At 70.2% G+C, this 25,842-nt stretch carries 21 protein-coding genes and 3 rRNA genes; 23 read left to right on the forward strand and 1 reads right to left on the reverse strand.

The annotated features are described in order from the left end of the window. The first annotated feature begins 47 nt into the window (after nucleotides 1-47). The 12 genes from argC (at nucleotide 48) to R2740_RS07315 (ending at nucleotide 14,022) form a co-directional block, all read left to right on the forward strand. Entirely contained in the window at nucleotides 48-1,079 is a 1,032-nt protein-coding gene (gene argC, locus R2740_RS07260; protein WP_371302027.1) for an N-acetyl-gamma-glutamyl-phosphate reductase, read from the forward strand. Then, on the forward strand, nucleotides 1,076-2,227 hold the full coding sequence (gene argJ, locus R2740_RS07265; protein WP_371302028.1) for a bifunctional glutamate N-acetyltransferase/amino-acid acetyltransferase ArgJ: 1,152 nt from the start codon (nucleotides 1,076-1,078) through the stop codon (nucleotides 2,225-2,227). Before argC ends, argJ begins: the two co-directional genes overlap by 4 nt. A 7-nt stretch (nucleotides 2,228-2,234) precedes the next feature. Next, a complete protein-coding gene (gene argB / locus R2740_RS07270) occupies nucleotides 2,235-3,143 on the forward strand; it encodes an acetylglutamate kinase (protein WP_371302029.1) in 909 nt (302 codons plus the stop codon). After that, a complete protein-coding gene (locus R2740_RS07275; protein WP_371302030.1) occupies nucleotides 3,140-4,342 on the forward strand; it encodes an acetylornithine transaminase in 1,203 nt (400 codons plus the stop codon). Before argB ends, R2740_RS07275 begins: the two co-directional genes overlap by 4 nt. Next, a complete protein-coding gene (argF, locus tag R2740_RS07280; RefSeq protein ID WP_371302031.1) occupies nucleotides 4,339-5,268 on the forward strand; it encodes an ornithine carbamoyltransferase in 930 nt (309 codons plus the stop codon). The genes R2740_RS07275 and argF overlap by 4 nt, the downstream gene beginning before the upstream one ends. Beyond that, complete coding sequence (locus tag R2740_RS07285; RefSeq protein ID WP_371302032.1) at nucleotides 5,265-5,786, forward strand: arginine repressor; 522 nt, start codon at nucleotides 5,265-5,267, stop codon at nucleotides 5,784-5,786. The genes argF and R2740_RS07285 overlap by 4 nt, the downstream gene beginning before the upstream one ends. Then, a complete protein-coding gene (gene argH, locus R2740_RS07290; protein WP_371302033.1) occupies nucleotides 5,786-7,219 on the forward strand; it encodes an argininosuccinate lyase in 1,434 nt (477 codons plus the stop codon). Before R2740_RS07285 ends, argH begins: the two co-directional genes overlap by 1 nt. After that, nucleotides 7,203-7,820: a DNA-3-methyladenine glycosylase gene (locus R2740_RS07295; RefSeq protein WP_371302034.1), complete on the forward strand. Its 618-nt coding sequence runs from the start codon at nucleotides 7,203-7,205 to the stop codon at nucleotides 7,818-7,820. Before argH ends, R2740_RS07295 begins: the two co-directional genes overlap by 17 nt. Nucleotides 7,821-8,086: 266 nt before the next feature. After that, nucleotides 8,087-9,616 (forward strand): 16S ribosomal RNA (locus R2740_RS07300). Nucleotides 9,617-10,049: 433 nt separating this feature from the next. Then, nucleotides 10,050-13,198, forward strand: a 23S ribosomal RNA gene (locus tag R2740_RS07305). A 135-nt stretch (nucleotides 13,199-13,333) separates the two neighbouring features. Then, nucleotides 13,334-13,450 (forward strand): 5S ribosomal RNA (gene rrf / locus R2740_RS07310). The 16S, 23S and 5S rRNA genes sit together here, the layout of an rRNA operon. A gap of 227 nt (nucleotides 13,451-13,677) precedes the next feature. Further along, the gene (locus R2740_RS07315; RefSeq protein ID WP_371302035.1) at nucleotides 13,678-14,022 is read left to right on the forward strand and encodes a single-stranded DNA-binding protein; all 345 of its coding nucleotides are present in this window, start codon (nucleotides 13,678-13,680) and stop codon (nucleotides 14,020-14,022) included. On the opposite strand, the gene R2740_RS07320 is transcribed toward R2740_RS07315, so the two are convergent. Continuing rightward, nucleotides 13,982-15,142, reverse strand: a complete 1,161-nt coding sequence (locus R2740_RS07320; protein ID WP_371302036.1) for a DUF1015 family protein — start codon at nucleotides 15,140-15,142, stop codon at nucleotides 13,982-13,984. The two genes, R2740_RS07315 and R2740_RS07320, sit on opposite strands and share 41 nt — an antisense overlap. A gap of 53 nt (nucleotides 15,143-15,195) precedes the next feature. Between R2740_RS07320 and R2740_RS07325 the strand changes: the two genes are divergently transcribed. The 11 genes from R2740_RS07325 to ald all read left to right on the forward strand — a co-directional run bounded on the left by R2740_RS07325 (nucleotide 15,196) and on the right by ald (nucleotide 25,820). Further along, complete coding sequence (locus R2740_RS07325) at nucleotides 15,196-16,227, forward strand: HAD-IIA family hydrolase (protein ID WP_371302037.1); 1,032 nt, start codon at nucleotides 15,196-15,198, stop codon at nucleotides 16,225-16,227. Between the two features lie 31 nt (nucleotides 16,228-16,258). Beyond that, nucleotides 16,259-16,552: a hypothetical protein gene (locus tag R2740_RS07330; protein WP_371302038.1), complete on the forward strand. Its 294-nt coding sequence runs from the start codon at nucleotides 16,259-16,261 to the stop codon at nucleotides 16,550-16,552. 10 nt (nucleotides 16,553-16,562) lie between these two features. Then, complete coding sequence (locus R2740_RS07335) at nucleotides 16,563-17,402, forward strand: TlyA family RNA methyltransferase (RefSeq protein ID WP_371302039.1); 840 nt, start codon at nucleotides 16,563-16,565, stop codon at nucleotides 17,400-17,402. Beyond that, nucleotides 17,399-18,355, forward strand: a complete 957-nt coding sequence (locus R2740_RS07340) for an NAD kinase (RefSeq protein WP_371302040.1) — start codon at nucleotides 17,399-17,401, stop codon at nucleotides 18,353-18,355. Before R2740_RS07335 ends, R2740_RS07340 begins: the two co-directional genes overlap by 4 nt. Further along, nucleotides 18,348-20,090 carry a DNA repair protein RecN gene (gene recN, locus R2740_RS07345; RefSeq protein ID WP_371302041.1) on the forward strand — a complete coding sequence of 581 codons (1,743 nt, stop codon included), beginning with the start codon at nucleotides 18,348-18,350 and terminating at the stop codon, nucleotides 20,088-20,090. Before R2740_RS07340 ends, recN begins: the two co-directional genes overlap by 8 nt. Nucleotides 20,091-20,171: 81 nt before the next feature. Further along, nucleotides 20,172-21,281, forward strand: a complete 1,110-nt coding sequence (gene steA / locus R2740_RS07350; protein ID WP_371302042.1) for a putative cytokinetic ring protein SteA — start codon at nucleotides 20,172-20,174, stop codon at nucleotides 21,279-21,281. Next, complete coding sequence (locus R2740_RS07355; protein WP_371302043.1) at nucleotides 21,236-21,364, forward strand: hypothetical protein; 129 nt, start codon at nucleotides 21,236-21,238, stop codon at nucleotides 21,362-21,364. The genes steA and R2740_RS07355 overlap by 46 nt, the downstream gene beginning before the upstream one ends. Beyond that, on the forward strand, nucleotides 21,361-22,275 hold the full coding sequence (locus R2740_RS07360; protein ID WP_371302044.1) for a copper transporter: 915 nt from the start codon (nucleotides 21,361-21,363) through the stop codon (nucleotides 22,273-22,275). The genes R2740_RS07355 and R2740_RS07360 overlap by 4 nt, the downstream gene beginning before the upstream one ends. A gap of 11 nt (nucleotides 22,276-22,286) precedes the next feature. After that, complete coding sequence (locus R2740_RS07365) at nucleotides 22,287-23,996, forward strand: CTP synthase (protein ID WP_371302045.1); 1,710 nt, start codon at nucleotides 22,287-22,289, stop codon at nucleotides 23,994-23,996. An 8-nt stretch (nucleotides 23,997-24,004) separates the two neighbouring features. Further along, nucleotides 24,005-24,622, forward strand: a complete 618-nt coding sequence (locus tag R2740_RS07370; protein ID WP_371302046.1) for an NUDIX domain-containing protein — start codon at nucleotides 24,005-24,007, stop codon at nucleotides 24,620-24,622. Nucleotides 24,623-24,704: 82 nt separating this feature from the next. Further along, nucleotides 24,705-25,820 carry an alanine dehydrogenase gene (gene ald, locus R2740_RS07375; protein ID WP_371302047.1) on the forward strand — a complete coding sequence of 372 codons (1,116 nt, stop codon included), beginning with the start codon at nucleotides 24,705-24,707 and terminating at the stop codon, nucleotides 25,818-25,820. The last annotated feature ends 22 nt before the right edge of the window (nucleotides 25,821-25,842 follow it).

Below are 25,842 nucleotides of genomic sequence, written 5' to 3' on the forward strand. Positions count from 1 at the left end.
GCGACCACCCCTGCTTAGTCATGCATTCGTGTGTATAGTCATGCATCATGACCACCTACTCCGTCGCGGTCGCAGGCGCCAGCGGGTACGCCGGCGGCGAGGCGCTGCGGCTGCTCCTGGGCCATCCCGATGTCGAGATCGGCGCGGTCACGGCTGGCAGCAACGCCGGTCAGCGCCTCGGTGAGCTCCAGCCCCATCTGCTGCCGCTGGCCGACCGGGTCCTCGAGCCGACCGACGCCGAGCACCTCGCCGGCCACGACGTGGTGATCCTCGGACTGCCGCACGGCGCCTCCGGCCCCCTCGCCCAGCAGCTCGGCGACGACACCATCGTCATCGACTGCGGCGCCGACTTCCGGCTGGCCGACGGGCAGGCCTGGGAGCGGTTCTACGGCAGCCCGCACGCCGGCACCTGGCCCTACGGACTGCCCGAGCTGCCCGGCCAGCGAGAGCGTCTGCAGGGCGCCACGAGGATCGCGGTGCCGGGGTGCTACCCGACCATCGCCACCCTGACGACGGCCCCGGCGGTCGCGGCCGGCCTGGTGGAGCCCGAGGTCGTCGTCGTCGCCGCCAGCGGCACCTCGGGCGCGGGGAAGGCCGCCAAGCCGCACCTGCTGGGCAGCGAGGTGATGGGCAACGCGTCGGCCTACGGCGTGGGCGGTGTCCACCGGCACACCCCGGAGATGGTGCAGAACCTGACCGCGGTCGCCGGCACCCCGGTCGGTGTCAGCTTCACGCCGCTCCTGGTGCCGATGTCGCGCGGCATCCTGGCCACCTGCTCCGCGCCGCTGCGGCCCGGGGTCACCCAGCAGCAGGCCTACGACGCCTACGCCGCGGCGTACGCCGACGAGCCGTTCGTCCACCTCCTGCCGGCCGGCAGGTGGCCGCAGACCCAGTCCGTCGCCGGCTCCAACGCGGTCCATCTCCAGGTCGCCGTCGACGAGTCGGCCGGTCGCCTGGTCGCGGTCGGCGCGATCGACAACCTCGCCAAGGGCACCGCCGGCGCCGCCGTCCAGTGCCTCAACCTCGCGCTCGGCCTCCCCGAGACCACCGGGCTGACCACCGTCGGAGTCGCACCATGACCGTCACCAGCCCGAGGGGCTTCCTGGCCGCCGGCGTGACCGCCGGCCTCAAGGCCTCCGGCAAGCCCGACGTCGCACTCGTCGTCAACCAGGGCCCGCGCTTCGACTCGGCGAGCGTCTTCACCGCCAACCGCTGCCTGGCCAACCCGGTCCTGTGGAGCCAGCAGGTCGTCAAGGACGGCGTCGTCCGTGCGGTGTTCCTCAACTCCGGCGGCGCCAACTGCTACACCGGCCCCGACGGCTTCCAGACCACCCACGCGGTCGCGGAGCGGGTGGCCGGACACCTCGGCATCGGGGCGATCGACGTGGTGGTCTGCTCCACCGGCCTGATCGGTCTGGCCAACGACCGCGACCAGGTGCTGGCCGGCGCCGACGCGGCCCACGCCGCCCTCGCGCCCGGCGGCGGACCGGACGCCGCGCGCGCCATCATGACGACCGACACCGTCCCGAAGCAGACCCTGGTCGAGGGCGCCGGCTGGTCGATCGGGGGGATGGCCAAGGGCGCCGGCATGCTGGCCCCCCAGCTGGCGACGATGCTGGTGGTGCTCACCACCGACGCGGTGGTCGACGCGGCCGACCTCGACCGGGCGCTGCGCGCGGCCACCCGGGTGAGCTTCGATCGGCTCGACTCCGATGGCTGCATGTCCACCAACGACACCGTGACGGTGATGGCCAGCGGCGCCAGCGGCATCACGCCGACGACGGCCGACCTCACCGAGGCGCTGACCCAGGCCTGCACCGACCTGGCCATGCAGCTGCTCCGCGACGCCGAGGGTGCCGACCACGACATCGCCATCACCGCGCTCAACGCCGCCTCGGAGGACGATGCCGTCGAGGTCGCCCGCAGCGTGGCGCGGTCCAACCTGTTCAAGGCCGCCGTCTTCGGCAACGACCCCAACTGGGGGCGGGTGCTGGCCAGCGTCGGCACCACGCAGGCCGCCTTCGACCCGGCCGACCTCGACGTCGCGATGAACGGCGTCTGGGTCTGCCGGAGCTCCACGCCCGCTGAGGACCCCGCCGGCATCGACCTGGCCGGCCGGGAGGTCACCGTGACGATCGACCTCAAGGCCGGCACCGAGCGGGCGACGGTGTGGACCAACGACCTGACCCACGCCTACGTCCACGAGAACAGCGCCTACTCCACCTGAGGACGCCATGAAGACCCCCGACCCGCAGAAGGCGGCCACCCTCGCCGAGGCGCTGCCGTGGCTGATCGCCTACCACGACAAGATCATCGTGGTGAAGTACGGCGGCAACGCGATGACCGACGACACCCTCAAGCAGGCGTTCGCCCGCGACATCGCGTTCCTGCGCTTCGCCGGCTTCAAGCCCGTGGTCGTCCACGGCGGCGGCCCGCAGATCTCCTCCATGCTCGACCGGCTCGGCATCGAGTCGGAGTTCCGCGGCGGCCTGCGGGTGACCACGCCCGAGGCGATGGACGTGGTCCGGATGGTGCTCGTCGGCCAGGTGCAGCGTGAGCTCGTCGGGCTGATCAACCAGCACGGCCCCCTGGCGGTCGGTCTTTCGGGCGAGGACGCCGGGCTGTTCACGGCCAAGGCCACCAACACCGTGGTCGACGGCGAGGAGGTCGACCTCGGCCTGGTCGGCGAGGTCGCCCATGTCCGGCCCGAGGCGGTGCTGGACCTGATCGAGGCCGGCCGGATCCCCGTGGTGTCCAGCGTGGCGCCCGACGCGAGCGGCCAGGTCCACAACGTCAACGCCGACACCGCCGCCGCCGCGCTGGCGGTCGCCCTGGGTGCGGAGAAGCTGCTGGTGCTCACCGACGTCGAGGGCCTCTACCGCGACTGGCCCGACAGCGACGACGTCATCAAGGAGATCAGCCCCGACTCGCTCGCCGAGCTGATGCCGACGCTGGCCAGCGGCATGGTGCCCAAGATGGGTGCCTGCCTGATGGCCGTGCGCGACGGCGTACCCAAGGCGACGGTCGTCGACGGCCGGGAGCCGCACGCCGTGCTCCTGGAGATCTTCACCGACGAGGGCGTCGGCACCCAGGTGCTGCCCGGCGTCGAGACCAAGATCCGCCCGGCGGAGGGGACGCCATGAACGACCAGCAGCAGTGGCGCGACCGCTACGCCGGCGCGCTGATGAACACCTTCGGCCCACCGCGGCTGGTGCTGGCCCGGGGGAGCGGCGCGCGGGTCTGGGACGCCGACGGCAAGGAGTACCTCGACCTGTTCGGCGGCATCGCGGTCAACGCCCTGGGCCACGGCCACCCGGCGCTGGTGCGAGCCGTCACCGAGCAGCTCGAGACGCTGGGCCACGTGTCCAACTTCTTCGCCACCGAGCCCCAGGTGGCCCTCGCCGAGCGGCTTCTCGCCCTGCTCGGCGCCGAGGGCAGGGTCTTCTTCACCAACTCCGGCACCGAGGCCAACGAGGCCGCCTTCAAGCTCACCCGGCGCACCGGCCGCACCCACCTGGTGGCCACCGAGGGCGCCTTCCACGGCCGGACCATGGGCGCGCTCGCGCTCACCGCCAAGGAGGCCTACCGCGCGCCGTTCGAGCCGCTGCCGGGCCACGTCACCTTCGTCCCCTACGGCGACAGCGCGGCGCTCGCGGCCGCGGTGACCGACGAGACGGCCGCGGTCGTGCTCGAGCCGGTGCAGGGCGAGGCGGGGGTGGTCGTACCGCCGCACGGCTACCTCACCGCCGCTCGCGAGGCCTGCGACGCGCACGGCGCGCTGCTCTGGCTCGACGAGGTGCAGACCGGCATCGGCCGGACCGGCACCTGGTTCGCCCACCAGAACCCCGCGCTGAGCGAGCCGGTGCGCGCCGACGTCGTCACCCTCGCCAAGGGGCTCGGCGGGGGCATCCCGATCGGCGCGTGCGTGGGCCTGGGCGAGGCCGCCACGCTGCTGGAGCCGGGCAACCACGGCACCACCTTCGGCGGCAACCCGGTGGCGTGCGCGGCCGCGCTGGCGGTGCTCGACACCATCGAGGCCGAAGGCCTGCTGGAGGAGTCCGCCCGGCTCGGCAAGCTCCTCGCCGACGTCGTGGAAGAGCCCGAGCAGGTGGTCTCCGTCGACGCGGCGGGTCTCTTCGTCGGGGCCCAGCTGGCCGCCGACAACGCCGCCCGGGTGGTCGCCGTCGCGCAGGAGCGCGGCTTCCTGCTCAACAACACCGGGCCGGGGCGGCTGCGCTTCGCGCCGCCGCTCACCCTCGGCGAACCCGACCTGCAGGAGTTCGCCGACGCCTGGGCTGGCATCCTCGGGGCAGCCGACCAGCCGACCACGGAGGACGCATGACCCGGCACTTCCTCGCCGACGACGACCTGAGCCCCGCCGAGCAGGCCGAGGTGCTCGCCCTGGCCGCCGAGCTGAAGCGGTCGCCGTACTCGGCGAAGCCGCTGGCCGGCCCACGCACCGTGGCCACGATCTACGACAAGCCGACCCTGCGCACCCAGGCGTCCTTCGCGGCCGGCATCGCCGAGCTCGGTGGGCACCCGATGCTGGTCGAGGGGTCGCTGGCCGGCATCGGCGTGCGCGAGTCCGTCGAGGACGTCGCCCGGGTGCTCGGCCGGCAGGCGTCGATGATCGTCTGGCGCACCTATGCGCAGACCAACCTGGAGCTGATGGCGGAGTTCTCCGGCGTGCCGGTCGTCAACGCGCTGACCGACGAGTTCCACCCCTGCCAGCTGCTGGCCGACCTGCAGACCGTCGCCGAGCACAAGGGGGGGACGGCCGGGCTGACCGTGGCGTTCGTCGGCGACGGCGCCTGCAACATGGGCAACTCCTGGCTGCTGGCCGGCGCGACCGCCGGCATGCACGTGCGGGTCAGCGCGCCCGAGGGGCACGAGCCCGAGCGGGCCATGGTGGAGCGGGCCGCGGCGATCGGCACGGCCACCGGCGGCTCCGCCGCGCTGGTCCGCGACCCGCGCGAGGCCGTCGCCGGTGCCGACGTCGTGGTCACCGACACCTGGGTGTCGATGGGCAAGGAGACCGAGGCGGAGGCGCGACTCGCTGCCTTCATCGGCTACCAGGTCACCGCCGAGCTGCTGGCTCTCGCCGCGTCCGAGGCGATCGTGCTGCACTGCCTGCCGGCCTACCGCGGCAAGGAGATCGCCGCCGACGTCCTCGACGGCCCCCAGAGCGTGGTGTGGGACGAGGCGGAGAACCGGCGGCACGCCCAGAAGGCGGTGCTGACCTGGCTGTGGCAGCAGGAGGACCGATGACGGACGTCCCCCTCGGCGCGGCGCCGCACACCAAGAACGCTCGCCAGCAGCGGATCATCGAGCTGGTGACCAGCCACGAGCTCCGGTCCCAGACCGAGCTGGCCGACCTGCTCGCCGAGCGCGGCCTGCACGTCACCCAGGCCACCCTGTCCCGCGACCTGGTCGAGCTCGACGCGGTCAAGGTGCGCGGCGCCTCCGGCGCCCTGGTGTACGCCGTCCCCGGCGAGGGCGGTGACCGCTCGCCGGCCGCCCCCCGGGAGACGGCCGCCGCCACCCAGCGGCTCGGCCGGCTCTGCGCCGAGCTGCTGGTGAGCGCCGAGGCGAGCGCCAACCTGGTGGTGCTGCGCACCCCGCCCGGAGCCGCCCAGTTCCTGGCCTCCGCGTTCGACAAGGCCGAGCTGCCCGACGTCCTCGGCACCATCGCCGGCGACGACACCGTGCTGGTGATCTCGCGCGCCCCGTCGGGAGGCGACGCGCTGGCCCAGCGGTTCGTCGCGATGGCCGAGGGTGACGTCTGATGAGCTCCGAGGATGCCTCGGGCACGACCAACACGGGCGCGCTGTGGGGCGGCCGGTTCGCCAGCGGTCCGAGCCCCGAGCTCGAGGCGCTCAGCCGCTCCACACACTTCGACTGGCGGCTCGCGGCCTACGATCTCGCGGGCTCGCACGCGCACGCCAAGGCGCTCGCCGCCGCGGGCTACCTCACCCCCGACGACGAGGCCGAGCTCCATCGCGGGTTGGATGCGTTGGGGGCGCGTCTGGAGTCGGGCGAGCTGCGTCCCGATCCGTCCGACGAGGACGTCCACGGCGCGCTCGAACGGCTGCTGCTGGAGGAGGTCGGTCCCGAGGTGGGCGGCCGGCTGCGCGCCGGTCGGTCCCGCAACGACCAGATCGCCACGCTGCTGCGCGCCTACCTCCTCGACCGCGCCGTCGTCGTCGGTCGGTCCCTCGTGGGGCTGGCGACCGCCCTGGCCGAGCAGGCCGAGGCGCATCTCGGCGCGGTGATGCCGGGGCGCACCCATCTGCAGCACGCGCAGCCGGTGCTGCTGTCCCACCACCTCCTCGCGCACGCCTGGCCGTTGGTGCGCGACCTCGACCGGCTGGCCGAGTGGGCTCGGCGGACCGCCTCGGAGTCGCCGTACGGCGCCGGCGCGCTGGCCGGCTCCAGCCTGGGCCTGGACCCCGAGCTGGTGGCCCGCGAGCTGGGCTTCGACGGCTCCGCGGCCAACTCCATCGACGGCACCGCCGCGCGCGACTTCGTGGCCGAGCTGACCTTCGTCGCCGCGATGGTGGGCGTGGACGTGAGCCGGCTGGCCGAGGAGCTGGTGCTGTGGTCGACGCGGGAGTTCGGCTTCGTCCGGCTGCACGACTCGTGGTCGACCGGGTCGAGCATCATGCCGCAGAAGAAGAACCCCGACATCGCCGAGCTGGCTCGCGGCAAGTCGGGGCGACTGGTCGGCAACCTGACCGCCGTGCTCACCACGCTCAAGGGCCTGCCCCTGGCCTACAACCGCGACCTCCAGGAGGACAAGGAGCCGGCCTTCGACTCCGTCGACACCCTCGAGGTGGTGCTGCCCGCACTCGCCGGCATGGTCTCGACGCTGGAGTTCGACACCGCGCGGATGGCCGACCTGGCCCCCCAGGGGTTCTCGCTGGCCACCGACGTGGCCGACTGGCTGGTCCGCGACGGCGTGCCCTTCCGGGTGGCGCACGAGCTGGCCGGAGCCTGTGTCCGTCGGTGCGAGGAGCTCGGCTGTGAGCTCGACGAGCTGCCCGACGAGGAGCTCGCGGCGATCTCGCCCGCCTTGCGACCGGAGGTGCGGTCGGTGCTCACGGTGGAGGGCTCGGTGGCCGCCCGCACCGGCCGGGGCGGCACCGCACAGGACCGGGTCGTCGAGCAGCTGGCCGAGCTGCGGACCCGGCTGCGGGAGCACGGTGAGCGGCTCGGCTGAGCTGGAGGCACTGCTCGGCGGGTCGCCGCTCGAGGTCGCGCCGCTGCTGCTGGGAGCGGTGCTGCGTCACCACGACGTGGCGGTGCGGCTGACCGAGGTCGAGGCGTACGCCGGCGCCGACGATCCTGGCTCGCACGCGTTCCGCGGCCGGACGCCGCGCAACGCGGTGATGTTCGGGCCCGCGGGCCGGCTCTACGTCTACTTCACCTACGGCATGCATCACTGCGCCAACGTGGTCTGCGGACCGGTCGGCGAGGCCGGCGCGGTGCTGCTGCGTGCGGGTGAGGTGATCGCGGGGCTGGACGTCGCGCGGGCCCGGCGCCCCCGCAGCAGCGACCGCGACCTGGCCCGGGGGCCGGCCCGGCTGTGCGCCGCGCTGGGGCTGGACTGCGACCAGGACGGAGCCGTGCTGGAGAGCGGGTCGCTGCGCCTCGAGCTGCCCGCCACGCGGCTGGTCGACGAGCGGGTCTCCCGAGGACCCCGGGTCGGCCTCCGGCACGCCGCGCAGCGGCCGTGGAGGTTCTGGGAGACGGGGTCGCCGTGGGTGTCGGCGTACCGGCCGGCGGCGCCGCCGCGTGGAGCCCCGGACGCGCGGGGCTGACGTGACGCCACCCACACGGATCCAAGTTGACTCGCCCCCGCCCACCCGGTAAGTTTTCTCAGGTTGCCCCCGCGGCAGCGCCGAGAGGCTCTGCGCGGTGCGGTCTGATCTTTGAGAACTCAACAGTGTGTGATAGTCGATGAATTGATTTGTTTGTTTACCTGTCGATCTTTCCCTGTGTTTTGGGGTTGGGTTGGTGGTTTTGCAATGATTCTGGGACTGACGTTTGATCGTTGGTTTTTGTTTTGTTGTTAGGGTTTGAATTTTCTTTGGAGAGTTTGATCCTGGCTCAGGACGAACGCTGGCGGCGTGCTTAACACATGCAAGTCGTGCGGAAAGGCCTTCTTCGGAGGGTGCTCGAGCGGCGAACGGGTGAGTAACACGTGAGTAATCTGCCCTGCACTTTGGGATAGCCACCGGAAACGGTGATTAATACTGGATAGGACTGCCCCGCATGGGGTGTGGTGGAAAGCCTTTGGGTGGTGTGGGATGTGCTCGCGGCCTATCAGCTTGATGGTGGGGTAGTGGCCTACCATGGCTTTGACGGGTAGCCGGCCTGAGAGGGTGACCGGCCACACTGGGACTGAGACACGGCCCAGACTCCTACGGGAGGCAGCAGTGGGGAATATTGGACAATGGGCGGAAGCCTGATCCAGCAACGCCGCGTGAGGGATGACGGCCTTCGGGTTGTAAACCTCTTTCAGCGCAGACGAAGCTGCTCTTTTGGGTGGTGACGGTATGCGCAGAAGAAGCACCGGCCAACTACGTGCCAGCAGCCGCGGTAATACGTAGGGTGCGAGCGTTGTCCGGAATTATTGGGCGTAAAGGGCTCGTAGGCGGTCTGTTGCGTCGGGAGTGAAAACACCGGGCTTAACTCGGTGCTTGCTTTCGATACGGGCAGACTGGAGGCATGCAGGGGAGAATGGAATTCCTGGTGTAGCGGTGAAATGCGCAGATATCAGGAGGAACACCGGTGGCGAAGGCGGTTCTCTGGGCATGTCCTGACGCTGAGGAGCGAAAGTGTGGGGAGCGAACAGGATTAGATACCCTGGTAGTCCACGCCGTAAACGTTGGGCGCTAGGTGTGGGGACCTTTCCACGGGTTCCGTGCCGTAGCTAACGCATTAAGCGCCCCGCCTGGGGAGTACGGCCGCAAGGCTAAAACTCAAAGGAATTGACGGGGGCCCGCACAAGCGGCGGAGCATGCGGCTTAATTCGATGCAACGCGAAGAACCTTACCTGGGTTTGACATATAGGGAAATCCTCCAGAGATGGGGGGTCCGTAAGGGTCCTATACAGGTGGTGCATGGCTGTCGTCAGCTCGTGTCGTGAGATGTTGGGTTAAGTCCCGCAACGAGCGCAACCCTCGTCCTATGTTGCCAGCGGGTAATGCCGGGGACTCATAGGAGACTGCCGGGGTCAACTCGGAGGAAGGTGGGGATGACGTCAAGTCATCATGCCCCTTATGTCCAGGGCTTCACGCATGCTACAATGGCCGGTACAGACCGCTGCGATCCCGTGAGGGGGAGCGAATCGGAAAAAGCCGGTCTCAGTTCGGATTGGGGTCTGCAACTCGACCCCATGAAGTCGGAGTCGCTAGTAATCGCAGATCAGCAACGCTGCGGTGAATACGTTCCCGGGCCTTGTACACACCGCCCGTCACGTCACGAAAGTCGGCAACACCCGAAGCCGGTGGCCTAACCCTTGTGGGGGGAGCTGTCGAAGGTGGGGCTGGCGATTGGGACGAAGTCGTAACAAGGTAGCCGTACCGGAAGGTGCGGCTGGATCACCTCCTTTCTAAGGAGCAATTCATCTGACCCGCTGGCTCTGGTGCCTGCCCTGTGGGGTGGGCGTGGGGGGGTGGTGGGGCGGTCCGTTCTGGTGGTGCCCGGATGTGGTGTCGGGGGTGGGTTGCTGTCCTAGTGGAATCATCGACGTCCCCCGGCGGTTGGCGGGGCAGTGCCTGTGAGGGTGGTGCCTGGCTGGTTGGTGGGGGTCACATGCTGTTGGGGTTCTGAGAGATCAGGGTTCCCCCTGGGTGGGGTTCCTGCCTGTGGGTGGGGTTCCTTGCCTGGTGGGTGGGGGTGGGTGGGGTTGGTGTCTTGGCCTGGGCTCTGTGCTGCTCCTGTGGTGGGGTGGTGTGGGGTGGTGGGGTTTGTTGTTTGAGTTTTGCATAGTGGACGCGAGCATCTTTGTAGTTTGTTGTGTTTGTTTGAGTTGTGTTGTTTGGTGACAAGCTATGAAGGGCACATGGTGGATGCCTTGGCATCAAGAGCCGATGAAGGACGTTGGAGCCTGCGATAAGCCCTGGGGAGTTGGCAACCGAGCTGTGATCCGGGGGTGTCCGAATGGGGAAACCTGGCTGGAGTCATGTCCAGTCACCTGCACCTGAATATATAGGGTGTTGGGAGGGAACGTCGGGAAGTGAAACATCTCAGTACCGACAGGAAGAGAAAACAATAGTGATTCCGAGAGTAGTGGCGAGCGAAATCGGATGAGGCCAAACCACGCTGATGTGATACCCGGCAGGGGTTGTTGGTGTGGGGTTGTGGGACGCGATTTTATCCGTGCTGCCGTGCGGGTGCGCAGTGAGAAACCATGCATGAAGCGAAAGTCCGTTGGAAAGCGGTGCCGTAGAGGGTGAGAGCCCCGTACGTGTAAGTGTGTGGCTGTGTGATCGTGTTTCCCAAGTAACACGGAACTCCTGAAATTCTGTGTGAATCTGGCGGGACCACCCGTTAAGCCTAAATACTCCTTGATGACCGATAGCGGACCAGTACCGTGAGGGAAAGGTGAAAAGTACCCCTGGCGGGGAGTGAAATAGTACCTGAAACCGTGTGCCTACAATCCGTCGGAGCCTTGCCTTTTGGGGTGGGGTGACGGCGTGCCTTTTGAAGAATGAGCCTGCGAGTTTGCGTTGTGTTGCGAGGTTAACCCGTGTGGGGTAGCCGTAGCGAAAGCGAGTCCGAACAGGGCGGTTGAGTAGCATGATCAAGACCCGAAGCGGAGTGATCTATCCATGGGCAGGTTGAAGCGCGGGTAAGACCGCGTGGAGGACCGAACCCACTTAGGTTGAAAACTGAGGGGATGACCTGTGGATAGGGGTGAAAGGCCAATCAAACTCCGTGATAGCTGGTTCTCCCGAAATGCATTTAGGTGCAGCGTTGTGTGTTTCTTGCCGGAGGTAGAGCACTGGATAGCCGATGGGCCCGACCAGGTTACTGACGTTAGCCAAACTCCGAATGCCGGTAAGTGAGAGCGCAGCAGTGAGACTGCGGGGGATAAGCTCCGTAGTCGAGAGGGAAACAGCCCAGACCATCAGCTAAGGCCCCTAAGCGGTGACTAAGTGGAAAAGGATGTGGAGTCGCAGTGACAACCAGGAGGTTGGCTTGGAAGCAGCCACCCTTGAAAGAGTGCGTAATAGCTCACTGGTCAAGTGATTCCGCGCCGACAATGTAGCGGGGCTCAAGTCATCCGCCGAAGCTATGGCACTCACATGTAAGCCCAGTCAGTCGGTTTGCCGGCTGGTTCAGGTGTGTGGGTGGGTAGGGGAGCGTCGTGTCGCCGGTGAAGCGCCGGAGTGATCCAGGTGTGGAGGCGACACGAGTGAGAATGCAGGCATGAGTAGCGAATGAAGAGTGAGAAACTCTTCCGCCGAATGATCAAGGGTTCCAGGGTCAAGCTAATCTGCCCTGGGTAAGTCGGGACCTAAGGCGAGGCCGACAGGCGTAGTCGATGGACAACCAGTTGATATTCTGGTACCGGCAACGTAGCGACCCTGACGAGGTCCGTGATGCTAACCACCCGAAGCCACCTTTCAACCCGCATGCCTCTTCGGAGGGGTGTGGGGCTGGTGGTGGAGCGTGGGACCCGACCGGGTAGTAGTCAAGCGATGGGGTGACGCAGGAAGGTAGCCCAACCGTGGCGATGGTTGTCCACGGGTAAGGATGTAGCACGTGGCCTAGGCAAATCCGGGCCATCCCCCTTGAGTGGGGAGTGTGAGATCTGATGCCGAGCCAACTTTTGGTGAAGTGGGTGATCCTATGCTGTCGAGAAAAACCTCTAGCGAGCTATGCGCCGCCCGTACCCCAAACCGACTCAGGTGATCAGGTAGAGAATACCAAGGCGATCGAGCAAACCATGGTTAAGGAACTCGGCAAAATGCCCCCGTAACTTCGGGAGAAGGGGGACCCGACCCGTGAACACCCTTGCGGTGGGTAGCGGGGAGGGTCGCAGAGACCAGGCCCAAGCGACTGTTTACTAAAAACACAGGTCCGTGCGAAGTCGTAAGACGATGTATACGGACTGACTCCTGCCCGGTGCTGGAAGGTTAAGAGGACCTGTTAGAACGCAAGTTCGAAGCGGAGAATTTAAGCCCCAGTAAACGGCGGTGGTAACTATAACCATCCTAAGGTAGCGAAATTCCTTGTCGGGTAAGTTCCGACCTGCACGAATGGAGTAACGACTTGGGCGCTGTCTCAACCATGGACTCGGCGAAATTGCACTACGAGTAAAGATGCTCGTTACGCGCGGCAGGACGGAAAGACCCCGGGACCTTTACTATAGTTTGGTATTGGTGTTTGGTTCGGCTTGTGTAGGATAGGTGGGAGACTGTGAAACCCTCACGCCAGTGGGGGTGGAGTCAACGTTGAAATACCACTCTGGTCGTCCTAGACATCTAACCTAGGTCCATGATCTGGATCAGGAACAGTGCCTGATGGGTAGTTTAACTGGGGCGGTTGCCTCCTAAAATGTAACGGAGGCGCTCAAAGGTTCCCTCAGCCTGGTTGGCAATCAGGTGACGAGTGTAAGTGCACAAGGGAGCTTGACTGTGAGACAGACATGTCGAGCAGGGACGAAAGTCGGAACTAGTGATCCGGCCACGGCAAGTGGAAGCGTGGTCGCTCAACGGATAAAAGGTACCCCGGGGATAACAGGCTGATCTTCCCCAAGAGTCCATATCGACGGGATGGTTTGGCACCTCGATGTCGGCTCGTCGCATCCTGGGGCTGGAGTAGGTCCCAAGGGTTGGGCTGTTCGCCCATTAAAGCGGCACGCGAGCTGGGTTTAGAACGTCGTGAGACAGTTCGGTCCCTATCCGCCGCGCGCGCAGGAAACTTGAGAAAAGCTGTCCCTAGTACGAGAGGACCGGGATGGACGAACCTCTGGTGTGCCAGTTGTCCCGCCCGGGGCACCGCTGGTTAGCTACGTTCGGACGTGATAACCGCTGAATGCATCTAAGCGGGAAGCACATTTCAAGATAAGGTTTCCCACCCAGCAATGGGGTAAGGCCCCCCACAGAACATGGGGTTGATAGGCCGGAGGTGTACAGCAGCAATGCCCAGCCGACCGGTACTAATAGGCCGAGGGCTTGTCACCACACAACAGAACCCAAAACCCACGACAAGCCACACACAAAGAGAACGCCCGCGTCCACATGCAAAACTGAGACCACAAACACCACCCACACACGCGAGAGAGTGTGTGGGACAGGTAGTAACAGGTCACAAGAGTTACGGCGGCCATAGCGACAGGGAAACACCCGGACCCATCCCGAACCCGGAAGTTAAGCCTGCCAGCGCCGATGGTACTGCAACCGAGAGGCTGTGGGAGAGTAGGACGCCGCCGAACACACACCACACCCGAGAGAGGCCACCCACCGTGGCCTCTCTCGGCCATTTACCACGTCTTTCGCGGGCCCGGTGTGCCGGTTGGCGAGTGGCCGCGCGTCATGACCCACGTCGGCTGTGCCGGGATTCATCCCGGGTGCGTCTCCGCGCGCCGTTCTCCACAGGCTGCCAGCTGAGCCTGGGTCTCTCTCGGTCTTCCGGCGACGCTGGTGGTCGGAGGTGAGGTGGATGGAGCTGGTCGAGTCGGAGCCGGTCAACGAGGTGACGCTGGTCGGGAAGGTGTCGCGGGCGCCGGCCGAGCGGGTGCTGCCGAGCGGAGACCGCCTGTGGACGTTCCGCGTCGTGGTGCCGCGCCCGGTCGGTCGTGGACGGTCCGGGCAGGTGGACGCCCTGGACTGCGCGGTGTGGGGCGGGCGAGTGCGCCGTTCGGTGCAGGTCTGGCGGGAGGGTGACCTGGTGGAGGTGACCGGCGCGATCCGGCGCCGCTTCTTCCGGACCCCGGCCGGGGCCGCCTCCAGGGTCGAGGTGGAGGTCAGCTCGGGTCGGCTGATTCGTCGCGCAACGACCGCATGAGCACCCCGACCGCCGGCTTGGGCTGGAAGGAGGTGGCCTTCTCCGGCAGCAGCCGGTCGGCCCGTACGACGGCCGCGACGAGGTCGAACGACGGGGTCGGCAGCAGCAGCGCCAGCCCCACGGTCTCGCGGGCTCGGGTGCAGGCGTCGTCCGCGCTGTGCTCATACCGCACCCGCCGGCGACGCGGCAGATCCGCCATCACGGACTGGTGCAGGACTTCGACGGTGGCGGCGTCGGCGGGGTGCGGCAGGTCCCACGCGACCCAACGCTCGCCCCCGTCGGTGACGGCCACGCTCGCGACGTCACCGTCACGGCCGGTGACCAGCGCTCGGCCCTCCGCGGCGCCGGCCAGCTCGCGCCAGCGGCCGCCGGGCGCCCGGCCGGCGAGGGCGGCCAGCTCGTCCATCCGCATCCGCGGCACCACCCGGTGGATGGCGCCCAGCCGCAGCGGGGTGTCGTCCTGGTCGACCAGCATCGTCAGACCGCGGTCCCAGGGGCTGCCGGGGTGCGCGTCCTGCAGGCGGAGGTAGGCCGCGTAGCGGTGGTGCCCGTCGGCGATCACGGGGGTGGCGTCCGCGAGGCCGGCCGCCAACCGCGTCAGCTCGCCCGCCTCGCGGATCGCCCAGAGTCGGTGCCGAGTGCCGGCCGCGTCCAGGAACGCGCGGGTGGGAGGTCGGCCGGCCACCTCCGTGACCAGCCCGCGCACCTCGGCGGGGCCACGGTGGACGAGCAGGATCGGCGCCGGGTTCAGCTGCATCTCCAGCATCCGCTCCGCGAGGTCCTGGACCTGTCCGAGGTGCACTCCCTCGTGGGGGAGCACCGCGCGTTGGCCGGGGTCCTCGGAGCGGTGGGTGAGGTCGAGGGCTCCGACCAGTCCGCGGACCGTCGTGTCACCCACGGTGTACTCGTGGAGGTAGACCGCGGGTTCCACGTCGGCGCTGACCCGGCCCGCTCGCTCCCATCGGGTCAGTCGGCGCGCGACCTCGCGATAGGGTCTGGCGAAGGTCCGCGCCGTTGCGGGACCGCCGATCCACCGGGGGGCCAGCGTCAGCCCGCGGAACGGTGTCAGTCGCAGCGGCCGGCCGAGATGGGGCGGCGTCACGACGGCGGGCTCGTCCATCGGATGCATCGTAGGCCCCTGGGCCAACGCTGCCGGACTGAACGGAGACCGCGATGGGCGACGAGGCCGCCCCTGGGGCGACGCTGAGGGAGTCCCCGAGCCCCCTCACGGCCGCTCACGACCTGGTCCTGCTCGACCTCGACGGCGTGGTCTACATCGGCGGCCATGCGGTCCCGCGGGCCACGGAGGCGATCGACGCCGCGCGTCAGGCCGGCGCCCGGGTCGCCTTCGTCACCAACAACGCCTCACGCACGCCGGAGGTGGTGGCCGGGAACCTGGTGCGGCTCGGGGTCGGCGCCACCGCTGACCAGGTGGTCACCTCGAGCCAGGCGGCGGCCCGGATGCTGGCGGCCGCGCACCCGGTCGAGAGCAGGGTGCTGATGCTCGGTGCCGAGGGCCTGGCGACCGCGTTGGTCGAGGAGGCGCTGGTGCCGGTGACCGCGGCCGACGATCCCGAGGTGCGGGCCGTGGTGACCGGCTTCGGGCCGGACGTGGTCTGGCGCGACGTCATGCGGGTCGCAGTCCGGGTGCGCGAGGGCCTGCCGTGGGTGGCGACCAACACGGACATGTCGTTGCCGACGTCCTACGGCGTGGCCCCGGGGCACGGGGTGATGGTGCGGATGCTGAGCCAGTTCAGCGGCGTCGAGCCCGAGGTGGCCGGCAAGCCGCACCGGCCGCTGCTCGACGAGGCCGTGCGCCGGGCCGGTGGCCGGCACCCGCTGATGGTCGGGGACCGCCTGGACACCGACATCGAGGGCGCGCACGCCGCGGGGATGGACTCGCTCCTGGTCCTCACCGGGGTCACCGACCTGACCGCGCTGGTGGCGGCCGCACCGGGGCAGCGACCGACGTACCTCTCGGTGACGCTCGAGGGGCTGGGCCGGCCGCACCCCGCGCCGACGGTGGAGGGGCCGGCGGCCCGGTGTGGTGGTTGGGTGGCCGAGGTGTCGTCCGGAGCGTTGACGGTGCGGGGTGGCGGCGAAGCGGACGACTGGTGGCGAGCCGCGGCCGCGGCGTCGTGGGCACACCTCGACGCCGAGGGGACGGTGGCCGACGTGGCCGGCCTGACCCCTCCACGGGCCTGAGCCGGCCCACCGGACGGCTAGTCTCACGTCCATGACCGAGCTGCCGGAGCCGCCCGACCTCCCCGAGCCCGCCGACGCCAGCGCCGACCCTGCCGCCGAGCCCGCCGAGGATCACCTCGACGACGCCGGCGCCACGCCAGGGGCGGAGGCCGAGCCGCGCACCGGGGAGGCCCGCGTCGACGCGGTGCTCGACTCCCTGGACGGTCTCCGGGAGGCACCGGTGGAGACGCACGTCCCGATCTTCGAGCGCGCCCACGAGGAGCTCCGCGCGGCGCTCGACGCACCCGCCGACGAGCCGCCCGCCGACGACGCGGCACCCGCCTGAGGGCCCGCCGGTGCCGCCGCGTCGCCTGCGGCTCGATGCCGAGCTGGTACGCCGGGGGCTGGCGCGCTCGCGTGAGCAGGCCAGCGAGCTGGTCGCCGCCGGCCGGGTGAAGGTGGCCGGCGCGGTGGCCACCAAGCCGGCCACGGCGGTGACCACCGACGTCGCGCTGGTCGTGGTGGCCGATCCCGACCGACCCGACTACGTCTCCCGGGGCGGGCACAAGCTGGCGGGGGCGTTGGAGGCCTTCGGTCCGCGGGGACTGCGGGTCGAAGGCCGGCGCTGTCTGGACGCGGGCGCGTCCACCGGCGGCTTCACCGACGTCCTGGTGCGCGCCGGGGCGGCGGAGGTGGTCGCGGTCGACGTGGGCTACGGACAGCTCGCCTGGTCGCTGCGCCAACACGTTCGGGTGCGGGTCCATGACCGCTGCAACGTCCGGGAGCTGACGCCGGAGGTGATCGACGGGCCGGTGGAGGTGGTCGTCGCCGACCTGTCCTTCATCTCGCTGTCGCTGGTGCTGGACGCGTTCGCCCGGGTGACCGCGCCCGACGGTGACTGGGCGCTGATGGTCAAGCCGCAGTTCGAGGTGGGCAAGGACCGGGTGGGGCGTGGCGGGGTGGTCCGTGACCCGGCGCTGCGGGAGGAGGCGGTCGCCGCGGTGGTCGAGGCGGCCGCCGAGCGCGGCTGGGGGGCGCAGGCGGTCACCACCAGCCCGCTGCCCGGGCCGTCGGGCAACATCGAGTACTTCCTGTGGCTGCGGCACGGCCCGGTGGCGCTCGATCGGGCGTCCCTCCACACCGAGGTGGAGCGGAGCGCCGGCTGGGGGGCGGCGGGTGAGAGGGTGGAGTCGTGACTCTCGAGCCCGACGTCGACGGCCGTCGCGTGCTGCTGGTCGCCCACCTCGGCAAGCCCGAGGTGCGCGACCTCGCCGGCGTGTTCGTGGCGGCGCTCACCGCGCAGGGCCTCCGGGTCCGCCTGCCCCGTGAGGACGCCGTCGACGTCAGCCAGGAGACCAGCGGCCACGTGGAGGTCACCGACTCCCTCGACGACGCCGGGCGCGACTGCGAGCTCGCCATCGTCCTCGGAGGCGACGGCACCATCCTGCGGGCGGCCGAGCTGACCCGCGAGAGCGCGACCCCGCTGCTGGGCGTCAACCTCGGCCATGTGGGGTTCCTGGCGGAGGCCGAGCCCGAGCACGCCGAGGCGGTCATCGACGCGGTCGTCGACCGGCGCTACGTCGCCGAAGACCGGCTGACGCTCGACGTGACCGTGACCCACCGCCGCGAGCTGCTGCTGCGCACCTTCGCGCTCAACGAGGCGAGCGTGGAGAAGGGCGCCCGCCAGCGGATGCTCGAGGTCGTGGTCGGCATCGACGGACGCCCGCTGTCGCGGTGGGGATGCGACGGCGTCGTGTTCGCGACCCCGACCGGCTCGACCGCCTACAACTTCTCCGCGGGCGGCCCCGTCGTGTGGCCCAACGTCGAGGCGCTGTTGATGGTCCCCCTGAGCGCGCACGCGCTGTTCGCCCGGCCGATGGTGGTCAACCCCGACTCCTCCATGGCCGTGGAGCTGCTCGAGAGCGGGCACCCGAGCCCCTACCCCGGCGTGCTGTGGTGCGACGGGCGTCGGATGGTCGACCTGCCGGCCGGGGCGCAGGTGGAGGTACGCCGCGCCGCCCAGCCGGTCCGCCTGATCCGGCTGCACCAGCGCCCCTTCACCGACCGGCTGGTGGCCAAGTTCGGGCTCCGGGTGGAGGGCTGGCGGGGCGCCGCCGAGCGGCGGCGGCAGGGAGGTGTCGATGCTTGAGGAGATCCGCATCTCCTCGCTGGGGGTCATCGACAGCTCGGTCCTCGAGCTCGGCCCCGGCCTGACCGTGATCACCGGCGAGACCGGCGCCGGCAAGACGATGGTGGTGACGGCGCTCGGCCTGCTGCTCGGGGGACGGGCCGACAGCGGCGCGGTGCGCTCGGGCGCCCGGTCGGCGCGCATCGAGGGCATCGTGGGTGCCGAGTCGCTGCCGGGGTTCCTCGACGCCGTGGACGACTGCGGTGGGGAGGCCGACGACGACCGGGTCGTGCTGGCCCGGTCGATCTCCGCGGAGGGACGCTCCCGGGCGTTCGTCGGCGGCGCCGCCGTGCCGGTGTCCACGCTGGCCACCGTCGCCGAGCCGCTGGTCGCGGTCCACGGACAGTCCGACCAGCACCGCCTCCTGGCGCCACGCGCGCAGCGTGAGGCGCTCGACCGGTTCGCCGGTCCTGACCACCAGCAGCGGGTGGAGTCCTATCGCCTCCTCCATGCCGAGCTGGCGTCGGTCGAGGAGGAGCTGGCCGAGGTGACCGCCTCGGCCCGGGAGCGGGCTCGCGAGGCCGACCTGCTGCGGTTCGGTCTCGCCGAGGTCGAGGCCGTCGACCCGCAGCCCGGCGAGGAGGCCGAGCTCGCGGCCGAGGAGTCCCGCCTCGGCTACGCCGACACGTTGCGCACCGCCGCGCTCCAGGCCCGCGAGGCGCTGTCCAGCGAGGAGGGGGCACCCGATGCGCTGGCGACGGCCTCGACGGCCCGCTCGCTGCTCGAGGGGGTGCGCGAGCACGACCCGGAGGCCGCCGGGCTCGCCGACCGGCTGGCCGAGATCAGCTATCTGCTGTCCGACCTCGCGGCCGACGTGTCGTCGTACGCCTCCGGCCTGGAGTCCGACCCGGCGCGGCTGGCGGCGGTGTCCGCGCGACGCGCGGCGCTGGTCGCACTGACCCGGAAGTACGGCCAGACCGTCGACGAGGTGCTGGCCTGGGCCGCCGAGGCCGCCGCCAGGCTGCTCGACCTCGACGGCACCGACGACCGCATCGAGGAGCTGCGCGGCCGGCGGGTGGCCCTTCGCGAGGAGCTGGCCGCCCGGGCGGCCGCCCTCAGCGCGACCCGCGTGGCCGCGGCTGTCCGGCTGGGTGACCAGGTGACCGACGAGCTCGGGCTGCTGGCCATGCCGCACGCCCGGCTCACGGTGGAGGTGCGACAGCAGGAGCAGCCCGCACCGGCCGACGCAGACGGCGGCGGCCCGCTCCAGGTGGGGGAGCGGTGGCTGCGGTTCGGCAGCTCCGGGGTCGATGAGGTCGAGCTGCTGCTCGCGGCCAACACCGGCGCCGACCCGCGCCCGCTGGCCAAGGGGGCCTCGGGTGGAGAGCTGAGCCGGGTGATGCTCGCCCTCGAGGTGTCGCTGGCCGAGACCAGCCCGGTGCCCATCTTCGTCTTCGACGAGGTCGACGCCGGCGTCGGCGGCCGCGCGGCCATCGAGGTCGGACGCCGGCTCGCCCAGCTGGCCAGGAGCGCCCAGGTGCTGGTCGTCACCCATCTGCCCCAGGTGGCGGCCTACGCCGACCGTCACGTCGTGGTCGAGAAGGCCACCGACGGCTCGGTGACCAGCTCGGGGCTGTCCGTGCTCGATGACGAGGCCCGGGTCCGTGAGCTGTCCCGGATGCTGGCCGGGGTGGAGGAGTCCGAGAGCGCCGTGGCGCACGCCCGTGAGCTCCTCGAGTCGGCGCGCGACGCCTGAGCCCGGTCCCAGCGCCGACGACGCGCGGACACGACGAGGTTGCCCGGACCGGAGGGCGCCCGGTGCCACCATGGACCGGTCATGAAGCTTCCCCTGCGCACGCGCCCCGACACGGGCGCGCCCGGTCTCGTCGGCGTGGTCCGCGCCGACCGCCGTACCTCTCCGCTGCTGGCGCGAGTGCGACCCGGCGACCTCGCCCTGATCGACCATGCCGACCTGGACCGAGCCACCGCGGTGGCCCTCGTCGATGCCGGCGTCGCCGCGGTGCTCAACGCCTCCCCGATGCTCTCCGGCCGGTTCCCGAGCCTGGGGCCACAGGTCCTCATCGAGGCCGGCATCCCGGTGGTCGACGGTCTCGGCCGGGAGGGCTTCACCGCCCTCCGCGACGGGCAGACGGTGCGCCTCCTCGACGGGCTCGTCTACGACCGCGACCTGCTGCTGGCCACCGGGCGGGTCGTCGACGCCGAGACGGTCGACGCCGAGCTCGAGGACGCCCGGTCGGGCATGACCACGCAGCTCGAGACCTTCGTCGCCAACAGCGGCGCGCTGCTGCGACGCGAGCAGGACCTCTTCCTGCACGGCCTCGGGCTACCCACGTTGCGGACCCGCCTCCAGGGGCGCCCGGTCGTGGTGGCCGCCGCCGGTCCCGACCTGGCCGCCGAGCTGAAGGCGCTCCGGCCGTTCCTTCGTGAGCAGCGACCCGTCGTCATCGGCGTGGGCACCGCCGCCGAGGTGGTCCGCGAGGTCGCCGCCGCCCCGGAGGTCGTGGTCCTGGCCCCTGGTCCGGCCGACCCCGATGGCCCCTCGGCCAAGGCGCTCAAGGCCGCCCGCGACGTGGTGGCCTGCGTCGAGCGGGGCGCCAGCCGCACCACGCTCGACCACCTCGAGCGGCGCGGCGTCCGCCCGCTCCGGCTCGAGACCGGCACCTCCCCGGAGGACGCCGCCCTGGTGCTGGCCGACGTCGCCGGCGCGTCGCTGATCGTGGCGGCGGGGATGGGCGCCGGCCTGGAGGAGCTGCTCGACCGGCGCCGGCCCGGGCTGGCGAGCACCTACCTCACCCGGCTGCGGGTGGGTCACCGGCTGGTGCCGGCGACCGCCGTCCGCAGCTGTACGCCGGCTCCGTGCGGCCCCGTCACCTCGCCGCCGTGCTGCTCGCCGGCCTGGCCGCCCTGGGCGCGGCGGTCGCGGTGACCCCGGTCGGCCAGGAGTGGGTCGACGCCGCCGTTCCCGTGCTCCAGTCCGTCGTCGACCAGCTGCGAGGCCTGCTTCCGTGATCCCCGTTCGTTTCCATGTCGTCTCCCTGGTGGCGGTGTTCCTGGCGCTGGCCGCCGGCATCGCGCTGGGCGGCGGCCCGTTGTCCGACCTCGGCCGCTCCGACGCCACCGGCTCGGCACCGTCGCGAGCCGACCGGGCGGCGCTGTCCAGTGCCCGCTCGGCCGCGGGCTACGGCGACGAGCTGGCGGTGACCGCCGCCCCGCGGCTCTACGGCAAGGCCCTCGAACGGCGCCCGGTGGCCGTGGTGGTCTTCCCCGGTGTCGCCGACGCGACCGTGTCCGCCGTGACCGAGCAGGTGACCGCCGCCGGCGGCACCGTCTCCGGCACCTACGCGCTGTCGAAGGCGCTGGTCAACCCCGGCGAGAAGGCACTGGTGGACACCCTCGGCAGCCAGCTGCTCACCCAGGTGCGCGAGCAGAACCCCGACACGTCGCTGAGCCAGGACGCCAGCACCTATGAGCGCGCCGGCGAGCTGCTCGGTCTGGCCGTCGCCACCACCGACACCGACCGCAAGGCGGTCGTCGGGCCGATCGCGACGACGGTGCTGCAGAGCTTCGCCGGAGCCGACCTGGTGACCGGCGCCGACGACGCCGCGACCCGCGCACCCGACGTGGTGGTGCTGCTCGGCCGCGACACCGACGCCCAGCAGGACGCCATCTACGAGGGCCTGATCACCGGGCTGGCCCGGCAGGCCGCCGCGGTGACCGTGGCCGCCGACGCCGCCGACGGCGTTGACGGACGGCTCAGCCGGCTGCGGGAGACCCCGGTCGCCGGGCTGGTCTCGACCGTCGACGGCGTGGACCGACCGACGGGTCAGGTGACCACGGTGCTGACCCTGGCCCGCTGGCCCGCGACGAAGGGTGGATCGTTCGGAGCGTCGGGCTCCGACGGCGCCGTACCTCTGGGGTAGGCTAGAAACCCGTGAAGGTAGCCCCCGCCACGAAGCACGTGTTCGTCACCGGAGGCGTCGCCTCCTCGCTCGGCAAAGGCCTGACGGCCTCCAGCCTGGGCAGTCTCCTCAAGTCCCGCGGTCTGCGCGTCACCATGCAGAAGCTGGACCCCTATCTCAACGTCGACCCCGGGACGATGAACCCGTTCCAGCACGGCGAGGTCTTCGTCACCAACGACGGCGCCGAGACCGACCTGGACATCGGTCACTACGAGCGCTTCCTCGACACCGACCTCAACCAGGTGGCCAACGTGACCACCGGCCAGGTCTACTCCTCGGTGATCGCCAAGGAGCGCCGCGGCGACTACCTCGGCGACACGGTCCAGGTGATCCCGCACATCACCAACGAGATCAAGGACCGGATCCGGCAGATGGGCGTCACCGCCGAGGGCGAGGACCACATCGACGTGGTGATCACCGAGATCGGCGGGACCGTCGGCGACATCGAGAGCCTGCCGTTCCTCGAGGCCGCGCGCCAGGTGCGTCACGACATCGGTCGCGACAACTGCTTCTTCCTGCACGTCTCGCTGGTGCCCTGGATCGGCCCGTCCGGCGAGCTCAAGACCAAGCCGACCCAGCACTCCGTGGCCGCGTTGCGCTCCATCGGCATCCAGCCCGACGCCATCGTCTGTCGCTCCGACCGCGAGCTGCCGCAGAGCATCAAGCGCAAGATCTCGCTGATGTGCGACGTCGACGAGGAGGCCGTGGTCACCGCCGCCGATGCCCCCTCGATCTACGACATCCCGAAGGTCATCCACCGCGAGGGGCTCGACGCCTATGTCGTGCGCCGCCTCGACCTGCCCTTCCGCGACGTCGACTGGACCACCTGGGACGACCTGCTGCGGCGCGTGCACCACCCCAAGGAGGAGGTCACCATCGGCCTGGTCGGGAAGTACGTCGACCTGCCCGACGCCTACCTCTCCGTCGTCGAGGCGCTGCGCGCCGGTGGCTTCGCCCACGAGGCCAAGGTGCACGTCCGGTGGATCCCCAGCGACGAGTGCGAGACGCCCGAGGGCGCGCGCCGCAACCTGGAGGACCTCGACGCCATCTGCGTGCCCGGCGGCTTCGGCATCCGCGGCATCGAGGGCAAGCTCGGAGCGCTCACCTACGCGCGGGTCCACCAGATCCCCACCCTCGGCCTCTGCCTCGGGCTGCAGTGCATGGTGATCGAGTACGCCCGCTCCGTCGCCGGTCTCGAGAAGGCCGCGTCCACCGAGTTCGACGCCGACTGCCCCGAGCCGGTGATCGCCACCATGGAGGAGCAGAAGGCGTTCGTGGAGGGTGCCGGCGACCTGGGTGGCACCATGCGGCTCGGCCTCTACCCCGCCGACCTGAGCCCGGGGAGCATCGTGCGCGAGGCCTATGGGCAGGCCTCCGTGCAGGAGCGGCACCGGCACCGCTACGAGGTCAACAACGCCTACCGCGACCAGCTCGAGGAGGCCGGCCTGGTCTTCTCCGGCAACAACCCCGACCTCGGCCTGGTCGAGTACGTCGAGCTGCCGCGCGAGGTGCACCCCTACTACGTCGCCACCCAGGCGCACCCCGAGCTGCGCTCCCGGCCGACCCGCCCGCACCCGCTGTTCGCGGGCCTGGTCGGGGCGGCCATCGACCGGCAGAAGGAGCTGCGCTTCCCGATCGACGAGTCGCTGCTGCACCGCCGCGACGAGGACGAGCCGGTCTGAGCGCCGGCGTGGCTGAGCAGGCGCCGGGACCGCTGGGCGACCGGCCCGACAGCTGGCCGGTGGTGGGGACCACCGACCTCTACCGCGATGACTGGGTGATGGCGCTGCGCCGCGACCGGTTGCACCTGCCGGGCGCCGACCCCGACGACTCGTTCGACCGGCTGGTCTTCGAGCACCCCGGGGCCGTGGTGGTGCTGGCGGTCGACGCCGACGACCGGGTGCTGTGCCTGCAGCAGTACCGCCACGCGGTGGGGATCGCGTTCGTCGAGCTGCCGGCGGGGTTGCTGGACGTCGACGGCGAGGAGCCACTCGAGGTGGCGCGGCGCGAGCTGCGCGAGGAGGCGGGTCTGGCGGCGGAGGACTGGACGCCTCTCGCGTCGACGTACCCCAGCCCGGGCGTGACCACCGAGATCCAGCACCTGTTCCTGGCCCGAGGGCTCTCCGAGGTCGGGCGCGGTGACTTCGAGCTCGTGCACGAGGAGGCGGAGATGACGCTGTTCTGGGCGCCCTACGCCGAGCTCTACGCCGCCGCGCTGGACGGTCGCCTTGCCGACGGGCCGGTGGTGCAGGCGCTGCTCCTGGCACGCGCCCTCGACCTGCTGCCGACACCGCGAGACGCCCACTGATCGTGCAGAGTAGGTTGGCTGGCGCACTACCCGAGCCACGGCGCGGGTGCCCCGACGACGTGGCACCCAGGAGGAGGACCCAGTGAAGGTCGGCGTTCCGCAAGAGGTCAAGAACCACGAGTACCGCGTGGCGATGACACCGATCGGCGTCCACGAGCTGGTGGCCCACGGCCACGAGGTGTTCGTGCAGAAGGGCGCCGGGGTCGGCTCCCAGGTCCCCGACGCGGAGTACACCGCCGCCGGGGCCACCCTGCTCGACGACCCCGACGAGGTCTGGGGCGTCGCCGACATGGTGGTGAAGGTCAAGGAGCCGATCGCGGAGGAGTACCACCGGCTGCGCGAGGGGCTCACCCTGTTCACCTACCTCCACCTGGCCGCCGACGAGCCGCTGACCAAGGAGCTGGTGGCGAAGAAGGTCACCGGCATCGCCTACGAGACCGTGCAGCTGCCGTCCGGAGCGCTGCCGCTGCTCTATCCGATGTCGGAGGTCGCGGGGTGCCTGGCGCCGCAGGTGGGCGCGCACGCACTGATGAAGGCGCAGGGCGGGCGCGGGGTGCTGATGGGCGGCGTCGGCGGCGTGGCCAACGCCAAGGTCGTCATCATCGGTGCCGGTGTGTCCGGTCAGAACGCCGCGAACATCGCGCTCGGCATGGGCGCCGACGTGACCCTGCTCGACACCGATCTCGACAAGCTGCGGATGTCGTTCTGGCGCTACAACAACCGGGTGCACGGGCTCGCCTCCTCCAAGCTGGCCATCCAGCAGCAGGTGATGGAGGCCGACATGGTCATCGGCGCGGTGCTGATCCCCGGCGCGAAGGCGCCCAAGCTGGTCACCAACGACCTGGTGGCGCAGATGAAGCCCGGGTCGGTGCTGGTCGACATCGCCGTCGACCAGGGCGGCTGCTTCGAGGACACCCACCCGACCACGCACGCCGACCCGACCTTCGCCGTGCACGACTCGATCTTCTACTGCGTGGCCAACATGCCCGGCGCGGTGCCCAACACCTCGACCTATGCGCTCACCAACGCCACGCTGCCCTACACCGTGGCGCTGGCCGACAAGGGCTGGCAGCAGGCCTGCCGCGACGACGCGTCCCTGGCCATGGGGATCAACACCCACGCCGGCCAGCTGACCAACGGGCCGGTGGGCGAGGCGGTGGGCATCGAGGCCGCCTCGCTCGAGTCCGTGCTCGCCTGAGGGCGCGGAGCGACGCTGACCG

The organism is Nocardioides sp., from assembly GCF_041393715.1.
Taxonomy (GTDB): domain Bacteria; phylum Actinomycetota; class Actinomycetes; order Propionibacteriales; family Nocardioidaceae; genus Nocardioides.

Excerpts from the sequence above, each read along its gene's own strand:
- argC (WP_371302027.1), top strand. The coding sequence starts at position 48 with ATGACCACCTACTCCGTCGCGGTCGCAGGCGCCAGCGGGTACGCCGGC.
- argJ (WP_371302028.1), top strand. The coding sequence starts at position 1,076 with ATGACCGTCACCAGCCCGAGGGGCTTCCTGGCCGCCGGCGTGACCGCC.
- argB (WP_371302029.1), top strand. The coding sequence starts at position 2,235 with ATGAAGACCCCCGACCCGCAGAAGGCGGCCACCCTCGCCGAGGCGCTG.
- R2740_RS07275 (WP_371302030.1), top strand. The coding sequence starts at position 3,140 with ATGAACGACCAGCAGCAGTGGCGCGACCGCTACGCCGGCGCGCTGATG.
- argF (WP_371302031.1), top strand. The coding sequence starts at position 4,339 with ATGACCCGGCACTTCCTCGCCGACGACGACCTGAGCCCCGCCGAGCAG.
- R2740_RS07285 (WP_371302032.1), top strand. The coding sequence starts at position 5,265 with ATGACGGACGTCCCCCTCGGCGCGGCGCCGCACACCAAGAACGCTCGC.
- argH (WP_371302033.1), top strand. The coding sequence starts at position 5,786 with ATGAGCTCCGAGGATGCCTCGGGCACGACCAACACGGGCGCGCTGTGG.
- R2740_RS07315 (WP_371302035.1), top strand. The coding sequence starts at position 13,678 with ATGGAGCTGGTCGAGTCGGAGCCGGTCAACGAGGTGACGCTGGTCGGG.
- R2740_RS07320 (WP_371302036.1), bottom strand. The coding sequence starts at position 15,142 with ATGGACGAGCCCGCCGTCGTGACGCCGCCCCATCTCGGCCGGCCGCTG.
- R2740_RS07325 (WP_371302037.1), top strand. The coding sequence starts at position 15,196 with ATGGGCGACGAGGCCGCCCCTGGGGCGACGCTGAGGGAGTCCCCGAGC.
- R2740_RS07330 (WP_371302038.1), top strand. The coding sequence starts at position 16,259 with ATGACCGAGCTGCCGGAGCCGCCCGACCTCCCCGAGCCCGCCGACGCC.
- recN (WP_371302041.1), top strand. The coding sequence starts at position 18,348 with ATGCTTGAGGAGATCCGCATCTCCTCGCTGGGGGTCATCGACAGCTCG.
- steA (WP_371302042.1), top strand. The coding sequence starts at position 20,172 with ATGAAGCTTCCCCTGCGCACGCGCCCCGACACGGGCGCGCCCGGTCTC.